Genomic DNA, 13,524 nt, shown 5'->3' on the forward strand with positions numbered 1-13,524 from the left:
CAGGAGGGCATCTACGCGCTCTACTTTGCCCACCATCGACTGATGGAAATTGACCTGGGTAAAACGGCCTAAACTGTTACCCATGTCCTGGTACATGTGTCACCCATGTCTCCGGTCCATACAGCCAAACAGAGAAAGGTGGCTCGGCTGCCGCAGGCAGACGAAAGCTCTTGGCTCTGCTCAGATCGCCAGCCACACATAGAAGTAAAGCGTGTTATTGGCGCTGGCATTGCGCCCCGCCCCGTCGATGTTGTGCACCAGCCCGCTGAAGCGCGTGAAATACGTGTACTGCAAGCCCAGTCGCACGTTGGCCCATGGCTGCCGCCACGAAGCGGACTGGCCGAACGGGTTGTAGTCGAACTCGACGGATTCGCCGCGCGTATCGGGCGAGCCGTTGTTGCCGTACAGCGTGACATCGTTGCTGCCGTTGTCGGCGAACGAGGCCAGCGTCACGCCGTAGGTGTCGCGATACCAGTAGCTGCCCTTGAGGTTGAATGCCTGCAGGCTGTTGTGCAAATGATCGGCGCCGCCGTCGGCGTAGGTGGCGTCCAGCCGTTGCTGCTCACGTACGTACAGCGCGTCCACGGAGACGCTGTGATCGCCCTTGGTGTACTGGTAGCTGGAATCCACCCCGACATCGCGAAAGCGATCAGCGGGACCGGCCAACGCCACTGCGTCACCGGCGGGGTTCGCGCCGACCAGACCCCGACGCATGCTGAGCAGGAATCCGCCGATGGAGAGATCACCGTTGGGCAGTTGCCATGTGTAGGCCGCGCGCGCGTAAGGCGCGATGCCACTGAGGCGACCGTCATAACCGGCGTTGACGTGACGCAGGAACGACGGCGACAGCGAACGGTAGCCGCCGGCCTCCAGGTACCAGGCCCCATCCAGTTGCACGTAGGCACTGGCGCCGATGGACTGGCCACCCAGGCCACCGAACAGCATCGGCTGCGCCGGTGCACCCGGCGCCAGATCCGCCGACATGTAGGGATACATCCATGCCGGTGCGGTGTTGAATACATCGCTGACGGTGGGGTTGTTGTTGACCGAAATGCCCCAGATGCCGGTGTGCTTGCCACGACTGAACATGCGCGCATAGCGCACGTCCATGTTGTCCCAGCCGAGCAAACCGCCGTTCTGGGAATAGGTGGCTTGCGCAAACACGCCCATGTGTTCGCTCAGCCGTCCGGCCAGAAATACCGAAGCCTGCTGCAGTTCGGCATTGTCGTTGCGGCCGAAGCCCGCAGCGGGAATGTCGGTCTGCGCTTTCCGGGTATGCGTGAACGACTCCACCAGCATCGCCGACAGCGGCACCTGCTTGCCGTCGCCGACCTTCATGGAGTAACCCATCAGCTTGAACTGTCGCCCGAACGCGGTGAGTTCCGGACCGAAGGCGCCGACGTGGCACGCCGCACAGGGGAGCTGGGTCTGCCGCGCATAGGTGGGAACCGCCAGTGCCAGCGTGGGCACGACCGCCAGCCACGCCAGCACGACCAGCAGCATCCAGCGCCGTGGCGGGCGCAGGGTTGCGAATCGGCTCTCAGCGTGGCCATTGCAGTGATCGTTCATGCGCATTCGCTCCATCGTCAGGAAGGACAATGTCGTCAGCCTGCGCCAATGGGTGCAACTCATGTTGACTTCGATCAAGCAACCCGAGGGATGACCGGCATAACTTCCACGCCGGCCGGACACTCGCTCGCAACTACTTTCGAACCCGCGCCGATGGCAGACAAGGCAAGGGCGCGCTCCCGCGAGAGTTGCCGGGGACGAGGTGACGCGCGGAAAAGCCGTCGGGCAGTGCCCACCCTGCGCGGCAACCGTTACGAGGCGGTGCCGCCCACCGTCATCGAATCAATCTTCAGGGTCGGCTGGCCCACGCCGACAGGCACACTCTGGCCGTCCTTGCCGCACACGCCCACGCCCTCATCCAGCGCCAGGTCGTTGCCGATCATCGACACGCGATGGAGCACCTCGGGACCCGAACCGATCAGCGTGGCGCCCTTCACCGGACGGGTGATCTTTCCATCCTCGATCAGATACGCCTCGCTGGCCGAGAAGGTGAACTTGCCATTGGTGATGTCGACCTGGCCGCCACCGAAGTTGGGTGCGTATAGTCCTTTTTTCACCGAGCGGATGATCTCGTCCGGGTCGTGTGACCCGGCGCGCATGTAGGTGTTGGTCATGCGCGGCATCGGCAGCGCGGTGAAGGATTCGCGGCGACCGTTGCCGGTGGGCGCCATGCCCATCAGGCGGGCGTTGAGCTTGTCCTGCATATAGCCTTTCAGAATGCCATCCTCGATCAGCGTGGTGCACTCCGTCGGCGTGCCTTCGTCGTCGATGCTGAGCGAGCCGCGGCGGCCGGCCAGGGTGCCGTCGTCGACGATGGTGACGCCCCTGGCGGCAACGCGCTGGCCGATGCGGCCGGAGAACGCCGAGCTGCCCTTGCGGTTGAAGTCGCCTTCGAGGCCGTGGCCGATCGCTTCGTGCAGCAGCACGCCGGGCCAGCCGGGGCCGAGCACCACGGTCATGTTGCCGGCGGGTGCGTCGACCGCATCCAGGTTGACCAGGGCCTGGCGCACGGCCTCGTCGGCGAAGGCGAGCGCGCGACCGTTCTCGGTCAGTTCGCGATAGCCGTAGCGGCCGCCACCGCCGGAATAGCCCTGTTCGCGACGGCCATTCGCTTCGGCGATCACCTGCACATTCATGCGCACCAGCGGGCGCACGTCGGCGGCCAGGGTGCCGTCGGAGGCGGCGATCAGGATGGTGTCCATGGTGGCAGCGAGGCTGACGATGACCTGCTTGATGCGCGGGTCGCGCGAGCGCGCATAGGCGTCGACTTCGCGCAGCAAGGCGATCTTGTCGGGGTTGGGCAGGCTCTCGACCGGGTCGATCGCCGGGTACAGCGCGCGCGCGTTGTGCAGCGCCAGCGGCGTGCCGGCGCCATTGCCGTCGCGCGCGATCGCGCGGGCGGCTTTCGACGCTTCCAGCAGCTGCGGCAGCACGATCTCGTCGGAATAGGCGAAGCCGGTTTTCTCGCCGGACATCGCACGCACGCCCACGCCCTGTTCGATCGAATGGCTGCCGTCCTTGACGATGCCCTCCTCCAGCGTCCACGACTCGCTGCGCGAATGCTGGAAGTACAGGTCGGCGGCGTCGATCGACGGGCCCATCAGCTGGGTGAACACGCGATCGAGGTCGCCGGTGGCAATGCCGCCGGGGGACAACAGCTTGCTTTCGGCGAGGGCAATCAATGAATCCATGGGTTATCAGCTTGTCGGCGGTCGATCAGGAACTATCCCACATGGGGCTGGCGCTTGCGGCTTTAAAGCCCGGGCGCGCTACCATGCGCGCAGCGCCGGCCGGCGCCTGACGTGAAGGATCACCCATGAGCGAACATTCCAAACGCGAAGCCGCCCGCGAAGCCATCGGCCGCGCCGTGCAACCGGTGGCCGAAACCCGCGAACTGCTGCATCGCGACGGCGAGCTGAAACCGGGGCTGGGCAAGATCAGCGGCGTGATCGCGCTGTCGCTGGGCTTTCTCTGCCTGCTGGCGGTGATCGCCTTCCATTTTCCGCAGTACCTGACCACGCCGGACCTGCGCCACAAGTATTCGGTGGACGTGCTGCGCCAGGTGCTGCTGGTGGGCCTGCTGGTGGCCGGCGGGATGTCGCTGGGCAACATCATCCTCAGCCGCCAGCGCAACCTCAACGTGATGGCCTTCGTGCTGGTGATCGCGGCGGTGGCGCTGGGCGGCTCGCGCGTGCCGGTGGGCGAGTTCCCCGACCACACGCCGTATATCGGGCTGGACTGGTTCATCCTCGACCTGCTCGGCTCCACGCTGATCTTCGTGGTGATCGAGAAGCTGTTTCCGCTGTACAAGGGCCAGGCGATCTTCCGCAAGGAATGGCAGACCGACCTGAAGCATTTCGCGGTGAACCACTTCATCGTGGGGCTCGCGCTGCTGACGGTGAACTTCCTGTTGCACCACATGTTCGGCTGGCTGGTCAGCAGCGATTTCCAGCAGACCGTGCAACACATTCCGTTCCTGCCGCAGCTGCTGCTGTGCGTGCTGGTGGCTGACCTGGCGCAATACTGGACACACCGCGCGTATCACGAGGTGCCGTTCCTGTGGCGCTTCCATTCGGTGCACCACAGCGTGAAGACGATGGACTGGCTGGCCGGCTCGCGCCAGCACATGCTGGAGCTGATCTTCACCCGCGTCTGCGTGCTGGCACCGCTGTACATCCTCGGCTTTTCCGAGGCGGCGATGAACGGCTACATCCTGATCGTGGGTTTCCAGGCGGTGTTCAACCACGCCAACGTGCACCTGCCGTGGGGGCCGCTGAAGTACCTGCTGGTGACGCCGGACTTCCACCACTGGCATCACGCCTCCGATGACGAGGCGATCGACAAGAACTACGCCGCGCACTACGCGTTTCTCGACTACGTATTCGGCACCGCCGTGAAATCCAGGAACAAATTTCCCGAACGCTACGGCGTGGTCGGCGATTACATGCCGGACGGCTTCGTCAGGCAGCAGCTGTTTCCGTTCCGCGGCAACAAGGACGCGACCGCTCCGGTCGACTGAACGGCTGCTCCGGCATCCGGTGTTTCAGTGCGGCACCGAACCCGATGTCGCGGGCGCCGCGCTGCTGCTTGCAGCCGGCGGCACGATCATCAACGGCGTGGTCGGCGGCGCGCTCACGCTTCGGGCGCCGGCCGGCTGGGAAAGCAGCAACGGCGTTGTGGGTGGCGCCGTGCTGCCGTGCTTTTCGACCAGGGTCATCACCGGATCGTCCCAGCTGCCGGTGACCCGGTAGCGCGCGCTGGCCGCCTTGTTCAGGCCCTTGCCGAGCAGCCCTTGCACGGCAAAGCCGGCGGCCGCGCCAATCGGACCGCCGACCACCGCACCGACCAGCGGCAGGCTGTTGCCGACGTGTGGCACCACCTGCATCTGCTGGTCGTAGTCTTTCGCACGCAAGCCGGTGCGGCCGGTCACGCTGATGTTGGCGGCCGGGCCGGCGATCAGCAGGTTGTCGGTGGTGGCGTTGCCGTTGGCCAGCTTGAAGTCGCCACTGATCGAATCGAACGCCAGGCCCTTGCCGAACACGTCGCCGAAATCCAGGGTGAGTCGGCGCGGCAGTTCGGCCAGCGAGACCAGCCCCAGCAATCGGCCCATGCCGGGCGAGGTCGCCTCGGGAATGCGGCCGTCGTTGACCTGAATGCTGAGCGTGCCGTCCATGGTGGCCAGCGACAGCCCGCTGGGCGATCCCGGCCAGCTGGCGTCGAGCTGGTCGTGCGTCTTGCCGCCATTGACCAGTCCGTCGAAGCCCAGTGCGCCCAGCATGTCGCCCAGGTCCTCGGCGGCGAAGTTGATCCGCATGTGGGTACGGCTTGAGCTGGCCGTACCGTTCCAGTCGCCGCTGCCGTTGATCTGCACGCGACTGGACAGCGCGCGCAGTTGCTCGATGTGCAGGCCGTCGGCGGTCGGCCAGGTTTCCAGTCGCGCTTCACCCAGCTTTGCGTCGCCCAGGCGCAGGTCGCCCACCCACAGATGGAATGGCGGCAGCGCGGCCGGATTGATCCCGGTGTTCGCCGGATCCACCAACGGCTCGGCGGCGGGCGCGACGGCTGCCGCAACGGTACGCGGCTTGCCGGCGACCTTGGGCGAGCCCGCCGGGGTTTCCACCGCGCCGCTCTTGGGCCAGTACATGCGCTTCAGCCTTGCGGTGACGCCGCGCTTGTCCAGCTCGTGGGTCGGCACGCTGTAGTTGCCGGCCATCGCCGGACCGTCGACGTCCACGCTGAGCAGATCCGGCTGCGGCTGCGCCTGCAGCTTCAGCGGCCCCAGCCCGCTGCCGAACCACTCGGCCTGGTCGGTGCTGATGTCCAGGCTCTCCAGCCCCGGACCGCCGCTGCCACCGCTGACGCCAGCCGCCACGTACTGCACCCAGCCGGTGACATCGAGCCGGCTGGCATGGCCGCGAATGCGCAGGTCATGATCGGGCAGCGTCGTCGGCATCTGCGTGCCCAGCGCCAGCGTGCCGACCAGCGGGTGCTGTTCGTCCGTGGCAAGCCGCAGGTAACCGCGCAGCGCATCGCCGAGCCCGAAACGCAGTTCGCTGCCGTTGATCGGCAGGCTCATGGTCAGCTGCAACGGCAGCGCACCGGCCGCGGGTTTGTGCAGTGGCGCGGGTAGCGCGAAGGCAATGCCCTGCAGCGAGGAGCTGGCGGTCAGCGTCTGGCTCAGCGCATCGCTGCCGGCGACATGCGCGATGGTGAAGCCGATGTCGAAGCCGCTGCGGCCATCGGACAGTTTGCCGAGCCAACCCAGCGTCGGGTAATCCTGCACCAGTTCGTCGATGCGGTAATTGCCCTGCAACTGCGCCGACAGCACGGTGGCCGGATCGCTGTTGGCACCGGCGACGGCCAGTTGCAACTTCGACGGCTGGCCGCGGAAGCTGGCGTCGAGCGGCCCGGCCTGCATGCCGTGCAGATCGAAGGTGAGCGGCCCGTTGAGCTTGTCCAGCCTGAGCTTCCATTCCGGCGCGGCAAGGTCGGCATCATGCAGGCGCGCCGTGCCATCCAGTTGCGGTGCGGCGCCCGCTTCCTTCTTCAACGGCAGCACCAGGTGGAAGTCGAAATCGCCGCTGCCACCCAGTTGCAGTTTGGCGAGGGTGTCGGCCTGACGACTGCCGATCGGACTCTTGCGCACGAACTCCATCAGGCTGGCGCCGCTGCCGCTGCCCTGCACATTCAGATCGAGCAGCGGATCGGCAAAGTCCGCGATCAGCGCCACCGCCTTGTCCGCCTTGACGCCCAGCGAGTGGCCGCCACTGGCCTCGACCAGCATGCCGTTGTTGATGAAGTCGGCAACCGCCTCGACCCCCTCCGCGCGCGGCCAGTCCTTGCCGTAGTCGAGGGTGAGGCCGCTGATGGCCACATGCGCCTCGAAGCGCCCTTCGTTGTGCCGGAACGGCCAGTCAGCCAGGTCCCCATGCACCAGCACCTGGGCCGAATCCAGCTGACCCGCCTGCAGGCCGCGATCAAGCCATGCGATGGTGCCGGGTGACATCGAACCGGAGGGCCAGAACAGCTTGGCCGCAGACACGTCGGCATGATCCAGGCTGGCGTAGAGATCCAGGAACGGCGCGCCACTCCCAGCCGGCAGCACTACCTCGCCGCGCGCCTGTCCGGCGTAACCGGCGCCGCTGAAATCCAGCGCGTCGACGCCGATGTGCGACTGGCCGTCCTGCGACCAGAACGCCAGCGTGCCGCCCAGCGCCGACAACACGAAAGGCTGGTGGAACGCCTGCGGAAAACTCAGCGTGGTGGCCTGCGCCGGCAGGGTCAGTGCCAACGCCGCGGCGTCGCCACGCAGCTCGCCCTGCAGGCTGCTCAGGCCGGGCAGCTTGCCGACCGGATTGATGCCCGCGCCACGAAAGCGCAGATCGAGCCAGCGCAGGCCGGCGCTTCGGCTCCACTGCAGGCGAAGCTGATCCACTTCGCCATGCGGATGACCCTCGCCCAGCCACTGCGCCAGCGCCGGCGCCAGGCCCGGCTTCAAGGCCAGCCATGGCAGCAGCGGCGCCAGTTGCAACTTGCGCGCGTCCGCGTTGACCGCGAGCTGGGCGCTGCCCGGCTGATGCAGGCTGAGCGCCAGCGCACTGCCATCGTTGCCGGCCCAGCGCAGCTGGTAACCATCGCCGGTCTGGTTCAGTCCGGCCAGGCCATGCAGTGCCGTGACACTGGCCTGGGTACCGCCGGGACCGCTGACGGCAAGCGTGTCCAGATCGAGGCGGATCAGGCTGCGGCTGAGTTGGCCATGACGCCAGTCGAGCCATGCATCCAGCTTGCCGTGACCCTGTTGCACCGCGTAGCCGCCCACGTCGACGCCATCCAGCAGCGATTTCAGTTCGGCCCCATCCACACCCACCCAGACCTGTCCGGCACTGCCATCCTCGCGGAAGCGACCGGCGCTGTGCACGGCGGCGCTGACGCCCTCGCGGCGAAGCACGCCGCCAAAACGCAGCTCATTGCCCTGGTGGCTCAGACGCAACTGTTTCGACAGCAGGATGTAGCGCTTGTCCAGCACCGCGTCGGTGACCGACACGCGCAGGTCTTCCAGCCACAGGTCGGCCGACAGGCGGCCCAGCGACAGCGGCTGCCGGTCCTGGCCACCGGCCAGGCCGATGCCGTTGACATGCCAGCCGTCGGCACGTCGCAGCAGGTCCAGTTCCAGGCCACGCACGTGCAGGTTGAGCAGGTGGCGCGACGGCAGCAGCCAGCCACCGAAGTCGAACTTCAACTCGGACTCGGGCAACTGCAACACGGCGCCGGCCTGGCCCGCGGCCGCGCCGACGCGCACGTCGTGCATCACGAATTCCGGCCCGGAGGCGGTCCAGCGTCCTTCCATCGAGGCAAAGCTGACCGGCCGCTGCAACCGCGCGCTGAGTTGCGCCGCGACCCACTGCGGATGCCGCGCCAGCAGTGGCAGCAACAGCTGCGCCAGCGCCGCCAGCACGGCCAGCAGGATCAGCGCGATCCCGGCAACCCAGCCCGAAGCGCGGGCGCAGCGATGCAGCCGTCGCTGCCACAACGCGTTCACGCGCGGCGACCCCGGCGGTATTTCCAGACACCAGATTTACAGCAAGACGACATCAAACTGTTCCTGCGAGTAATGCTCTTCAGCCTGAAAGCGTATGCTTTTGGAGATGAACTCTTCCAGTTCGGCCACCGCGCTGGACTCTTCCTCAAGGATCCGGTTGACCACCAGCGGATTGGCCATCACCAGCAGCTTCTGCGCATTGAACTGGCGCACCGCGCGGGTGATCTCGCGGAAGATCTCGTAGGTCACCGTCTCGGCGGTCTTCAGCAGGCCACGGCCGTTGCAGGCCGGGCATGGCTCGCACAGCTGACGCGCCAGGCTCTCGGTGGTGCGCTTGCGGGTCATCTCGACCAGCCCCAGCGCCGACATCGGATACACCGTGGTCTTGGCGTGGTCGCGCGCCAGTCCCTTGCCCAGCATGCGCAGCACCTGGCGCTTGTGCTCCTCATCGTTCATGTCGATGAAGTCGATGATGATGATGCCGCCCAGGTTGCGCAGGCGCAGCTGGCGCGCCGCCGCCTGCGCCGCCTCCAGGTTGGTGCGGTAGACGGTTTCCTCCAGGTTGCGCGAGCCGAGATAGGCCCCGGTGTTGACGTCGATGGTGGTCATCGCCTCGGTCTGGTCGACGATCAGGTAGCCGCCCGATTTCAGCGGCACTTCCTTCTTCAGCGCGCGCTGCATCTCGTCCTCGACGCCGTACAGGTCGAAGATCGGCCGCTCGCCGTCGTAGTGCTCGATGCGATCGTCCAGGCTGGGCATGAACTTGTGCACGAACTTGACCACGTTGTCGAAGGTGAGGCGCGAATCCACGCGCACCTTTTCGATGTCGTCGTTGAGCATGTCGCGCAGGCTGCGCAGCGGCAGCGACAGCTCCTCGTAGACCCGGTCGCCCATCTTCGCCTTGGCGATGTTCTCCTGCACCACGCGCCAGACCTTGCCCAGGTAGGTCACGTCGAAGCCCAGCGATTCCGCCGTCTGGCCCTCGGCATTGGTGCGCACGATGTAGCCCAGCGGGGCCTCGCCGATCAGCGGATTGAGCACGTCGCGCAGGCGCTGGCGCTCGGGCTCATCCTCGATCCGCGCGGAAATGCCCAGCGTGCGCGCATACGGCAGCAGCACCAGATAGCGCGACGGGATCGACAGGTGGGTGGACAGCCGCGCGCCCTTGCTGCTGATCGGGTCCTTGACCACCTGCACCACGATCTCCTGGCCCTCGTGCACCAGCTCGCTGATCGATGGGACATGGCCGTTGCCCTCGGCACCCTCGGCCAGCGGCGGCCGCACGATGTCCGAGGCGTGCAGGAACGCCGCACGCTCCAGCCCGATCTCCACGAACACCGCCTGCATGCCCGGCATCACCCGTTGCACGCGCCCCTTGTAGATATTGCCGACATAGCCCCGTTTCGATGCCCGTTCGACGTGCACTTCCTGCAACATGCCGTTCTCGACCACCCCGACCCGCGTCTCGCGCGGGGTCACGTTGATCAGGATTTCTTCGCTCACTGCATACTCCCCGGACAGACCATCTTTATAGCGGTGCGGCCGCGGACTGTCGATGAACCACGGCATGGATTCGGCCTTGATAGCGCAGATGACGCAAAATGGATGCGATGGCCGGACGAACCACCCTGGAGCTGAACCGATGACGACGCCCATTCTGCTGGCCTGGAGCGGCGGCAAGGACTGCCTGCTGGCCCTGCAGCGGTTGCTGGCCGACCCGCAATGGCAGGTGGTCGCCCTGCTGACCACGGTGAACCGCAACTACCAGCGCGTGGCGATGCATGGCACCCCACGCGAGGTCCTGCAGGCGCAGGCGGCGGCGCTTGGCCTGCCCCTGGTCGAGGTGATGCTGGACTGGCCCGGCAGCAACGAAGCGTACGAACAGGCCCATGCCCGGGCGCTGGTCGAAGCGCGCATGCGCTGGCCGGGGGTGCGCCATTGCGCCTTCGGCGACCTGTTCCTGGAAGACGTGCGTGACTACCGCGTGCGCCAGCTCGGCCGCGAGAACTGGCGCGCGGTGTTTCCGTTGTGGGGCGAGGACACCGCGACGCTGTCGCGGCGCTTCGTCAGCGAAGGCCACCAGGCGCTGCTGTGCTGCGTGGACACCCAGCAACTCGACGCCAGCTATTGCGGCCGCGCCTATGACGCCGCCCTGCTGGACACATTGCCGGCCGGGGTCGACCCCTGCGGCGAGCGCGGCGAATTCCACACGCTGAGTCATGCCGGCCCGCTGTTCCGCCAGCCGCTGAAACTGCGTCGTGGCGAATCGGTGCTGCGCGACGGGCGCTTCCAGTTCACCGATTTCCTGCTGGACGGTCATGCCACGGCGGACTGACGACCACGTCCTGCCCGATCTGCTGCAGCCCGGGCTGGCGCTGGTGTTCTGCGGGACCGCCGCGGGCCGACGCTCGGCCGCCGAACGCGCCTATTACGCCCACCCCGGCAACCTGTTCTGGCGCGCGCTGTTCGAGGCCGGCCTCACGCCACGCCTGCTGGCACCGGCGGAATTCCCGCAACTGCCCGGCTACGGCATCGGCCTCACCGACCTGGCCAAGCGCCACTCGGGCAACGACGACGAACTGCCGCGTGACGCGTTCGACGTGCCCGCGCTGCGCGCCAAGATCGAACGCCATGCTCCGTTGCTGCTGGCCTTCACCAGCAAGAACGCGGCGCGCGCCGTGCTGGATCACGCGGTCGGCTATGGTCAGCAGGATGAAACGATCGGCCGCACGCCGTTGTTCGTGCTGCCCTCGCCGTCCGGCCAGGCGCGCGGGCACTGGGACATCGGCCCGTGGCTGGCGCTGGCGGCGCGTTACCGCGCCGTCCGTGCCGGCCACTGACGCCTCACTCGATCGGCGTGTGCCGCGAGGCGCGCACCTGCTCGGCGCGCACGCTCGAACCGTGATTGGCCCAGCTGCGACGGATATAGGTGACCACCGCCGCCACCTCGTCGTCGCTCAGCTGCTGGGCGAACGGCGGCATCGAATACGGCCGCTGGTTGGCCGCGGTGACCGGTGCAAAACCGCCGAGCAGCACCATGCGGGTGGCGTTGATGCCAGTCGGTTCGGTCACCGAGGAATTGCCGTCCAGCGGCGGGTAGACGCCGGCCACGCCTTCGCCGCGATCGCCATGGCAATCCGCGCAATGCTGCGCGTAGACCTTGCTGCCCTGGGTGGTCAGTGCCTTGGCGTCGAACGGCGTGGTGGCCTCGACCGGAGTCGCCCGCGGCGGCAGCGATTGCAGATAGGTGGCGATCGCGCGCAGGTCGGCATCAGTCATGTGCTGGGTGCTGCCGGAGACCACCGTGGCCATCGGTCCGAACGCCACCCCCCTGGCGGACTGGCCGGTCTTCAGCAGGTCGACGATGTCCTGTTCGCTCCAGCCTTCGAGCCCGCCATTCCTGCGCGTGCTGAGGTCGGGCGCGTACCAGTCCTGCACCGGGATCTGGCCGCCGGTCAGATGCACGTCCGGCGGGGTGCCACCGAGCGAATCGCGCGCGGCATGGCATTCATTGCAATGCCCCAGCCCCTGCACCAGGTAGGCGCCGCGATTCCATTGCGCCGATCGGGCCGGGTCAGGCTGGAATTCACCCTCGCGGAAATACAGCGCGCGCCACGCCTTCAAGCTGTTGCGCACGCTGTAGGGAAACGCCAGCGCGGCCACGCCGTCGGGCTGGTGCACCGGTGCCAGCGACTGCAGCCAGGCGAAGATCGCCAGCGCATCGTGGTGGCTCACCTTGGTGTACGAGGTATAGGAAAACGCCGGATAGAGCAGCTCGCCATGGCGACCCTTGCCGGCATGCAGCGCCTGCCAGAAATCCTCGAAGCTCCAGTCGCCCAGGCCGGTCGCGCGATCGGGGGTGATGTTCGGCACCGGGATGTCACCGAACGGCGTGGCCAGCACCCGCCCGCCGGCGTAGCGCGCACCGCCCTGGGCGGTATGGCAGCCGGCGCAGTCGCCGACTGTAGCCAGGTATTGGCCCTGCGCGATCAGCGCCGGATCGGCCAGCGTCGCGGCAGCAACCTTGCTGGCCGATCGCGGCGTGGGTGAACGGCTGCCACCAAACCACAGCCACAGCAAGCCCAGCACGATCAGCAACCCGATCACCAGCAAGAACCAGCGCAGCCATTTCATGACCGGTCTCCCGTCGCACCCAGCACGCCGCAGGCCAGCGGCGGCGTCACCGAGCCAGCCGGCTGCGCATGCGTGTCGGCCGGCAGCTCACGACTGGCCAGCGCCGCTGCCACCGCGGTGATGTCCGAAGCGCTGAGCCGGCCGGCCACCGTCGCCATGCAGTCCGGCGCCACGGTGGACCGGGTATGCGTGCGCCAGGAGCCCAGTTGCGCGCTGATGTAGTCATACGGCAGGCCGACCAGTCCCGGCGTGGATGGCTCCACGCCGGTCAGCTGGCTGCCATGGCAACTGCTGCAGGCGGGAATCTTCCGGGCCGGATCGCCCTTGCCGATCAACTCCTCGCCTCGCTGCAGCGCGGCGGCGGACACCGGCGGCAGCGGCGAACGCGCGTACGGCACCTGCTGCGCGGCGAAGTACTCGGCCATCTCGCGCATGTACGCCGGTGGCAACTGGCGCACGGTGTATTCCATCGGCGCGTATTTGCGCAGACCGTTCTGGAAATCCTGCATCTGGCGTGCCAGATACCCGGCCGGCTTGCCAGCCAGCCGCGGGAAGTAGCCGCTGCCGGGCGTGCCCTCGCCATGCACGCCGTGGCAGGTGGTGCAGGCGGCGATGCGCTGTTGCAAGGTATCGGGAATCGTCGGGGCGTCGGCGGCACGACTGGCGCCGCCACACACCATCGCGAGTACAAACAGTACGCCGACACCCAGTGGCCTGGCACGAGAGAAGCTGACATTCGTATTCATCGGGCGATTGTACGCTCGCGACCGCAGCACCCAATC

At 67.1% G+C, this 13,524-nt stretch carries 9 protein-coding genes; 3 read left to right on the forward strand and 6 right to left on the reverse strand.

Going from position 1 to position 13,524, the window contains the following annotated elements; translation table 11 throughout:
• Positions 1–180 precede the first annotated feature (180 nt).
• Positions 181–1,569, reverse strand: coding sequence for a cytochrome C (locus tag ACQGNJ_RS00470; protein WP_426687284.1), 1,389 nt, complete (start codon positions 1,567–1,569; stop codon positions 181–183).
• 251 nt (positions 1,570–1,820) lie between these two features.
• A complete protein-coding gene (gene tldD / locus ACQGNJ_RS00475; RefSeq protein WP_426687285.1) occupies positions 1,821–3,260 on the reverse strand; it encodes a metalloprotease TldD in 1,440 nt (479 codons plus the stop codon).
• A 125-nt stretch (positions 3,261–3,385) separates the two neighbouring features.
• On the opposite strand from tldD, the gene ACQGNJ_RS00480 reads away from it, so the two are divergent.
• Positions 3,386–4,588 carry a sterol desaturase family protein gene (locus tag ACQGNJ_RS00480; protein WP_426687286.1) on the forward strand — a complete coding sequence of 401 codons (1,203 nt, stop codon included), beginning with the start codon at positions 3,386–3,388 and terminating at the stop codon, positions 4,586–4,588.
• A 24-nt stretch (positions 4,589–4,612) separates the two neighbouring features.
• On the opposite strand, the gene ACQGNJ_RS00485 is transcribed toward ACQGNJ_RS00480, so the two are convergent.
• Positions 4,613–8,608 (reverse strand): YhdP family protein, encoded by a 3,996-nt coding sequence (locus ACQGNJ_RS00485; RefSeq protein WP_426687287.1) that lies wholly within the window; start codon positions 8,606–8,608, stop codon positions 4,613–4,615.
• 36 nt (positions 8,609–8,644) lie between these two features.
• Positions 8,645–10,111, reverse strand: coding sequence for a ribonuclease G (gene rng, locus ACQGNJ_RS00490; RefSeq protein ID WP_426687288.1), 1,467 nt, complete (start codon positions 10,109–10,111; stop codon positions 8,645–8,647).
• 139 nt (positions 10,112–10,250) lie between these two features.
• Between rng and ACQGNJ_RS00495 the strand changes: the two genes are divergently transcribed.
• Both ACQGNJ_RS00495 and ACQGNJ_RS00500 read left to right on the forward strand, forming a co-directional pair.
• Entirely contained in the window at positions 10,251–10,943 is a 693-nt protein-coding gene (locus ACQGNJ_RS00495; protein ID WP_426687289.1) for a Dph6-related ATP pyrophosphatase, read from the forward strand.
• Entirely contained in the window at positions 10,927–11,448 is a 522-nt protein-coding gene (locus ACQGNJ_RS00500; RefSeq protein WP_426687290.1) for a mismatch-specific DNA-glycosylase, read from the forward strand. The genes ACQGNJ_RS00495 and ACQGNJ_RS00500 overlap by 17 nt, the downstream gene beginning before the upstream one ends.
• A gap of 4 nt (positions 11,449–11,452) precedes the next feature.
• On the opposite strand, the gene ACQGNJ_RS00505 is transcribed toward ACQGNJ_RS00500, so the two are convergent.
• Together ACQGNJ_RS00505 and ACQGNJ_RS00510 are read right to left on the reverse strand one after the other, a co-directional pair.
• On the reverse strand, positions 11,453–12,742 hold the full coding sequence (locus tag ACQGNJ_RS00505; RefSeq protein ID WP_426687291.1) for a c-type cytochrome: 1,290 nt from the start codon (positions 12,740–12,742) through the stop codon (positions 11,453–11,455).
• Positions 12,739–13,488 (reverse strand): c-type cytochrome, encoded by a 750-nt coding sequence (locus ACQGNJ_RS00510; protein WP_426687292.1) that lies wholly within the window; start codon positions 13,486–13,488, stop codon positions 12,739–12,741. Before ACQGNJ_RS00510 ends, ACQGNJ_RS00505 begins: the two co-directional genes overlap by 4 nt.
• Positions 13,489–13,524 lie beyond the last annotated feature (36 nt).

Origin of the sequence: Rhodanobacter ginsengiterrae (genome assembly GCF_050026815.1) — a bacterium.
Classification (GTDB): domain Bacteria; phylum Pseudomonadota; class Gammaproteobacteria; order Xanthomonadales; family Rhodanobacteraceae; genus Rhodanobacter; species Rhodanobacter ginsengiterrae.

Excerpts from the sequence above, each read along its gene's own strand:
- ACQGNJ_RS00470 (WP_426687284.1), bottom strand. The coding sequence starts at position 1,569 with ATGAACGATCACTGCAATGGCCACGCTGAGAGCCGATTCGCAACCCTG.
- tldD (WP_426687285.1), bottom strand. The coding sequence starts at position 3,260 with ATGGATTCATTGATTGCCCTCGCCGAAAGCAAGCTGTTGTCCCCCGGC.
- ACQGNJ_RS00480 (WP_426687286.1), top strand. The coding sequence starts at position 3,386 with ATGAGCGAACATTCCAAACGCGAAGCCGCCCGCGAAGCCATCGGCCGC.
- ACQGNJ_RS00495 (WP_426687289.1), top strand. The coding sequence starts at position 10,251 with ATGACGACGCCCATTCTGCTGGCCTGGAGCGGCGGCAAGGACTGCCTG.
- ACQGNJ_RS00500 (WP_426687290.1), top strand. The coding sequence starts at position 10,927 with ATGCCACGGCGGACTGACGACCACGTCCTGCCCGATCTGCTGCAGCCC.
- ACQGNJ_RS00505 (WP_426687291.1), bottom strand. The coding sequence starts at position 12,742 with ATGAAATGGCTGCGCTGGTTCTTGCTGGTGATCGGGTTGCTGATCGTG.
- ACQGNJ_RS00510 (WP_426687292.1), bottom strand. The coding sequence starts at position 13,488 with ATGAATACGAATGTCAGCTTCTCTCGTGCCAGGCCACTGGGTGTCGGC.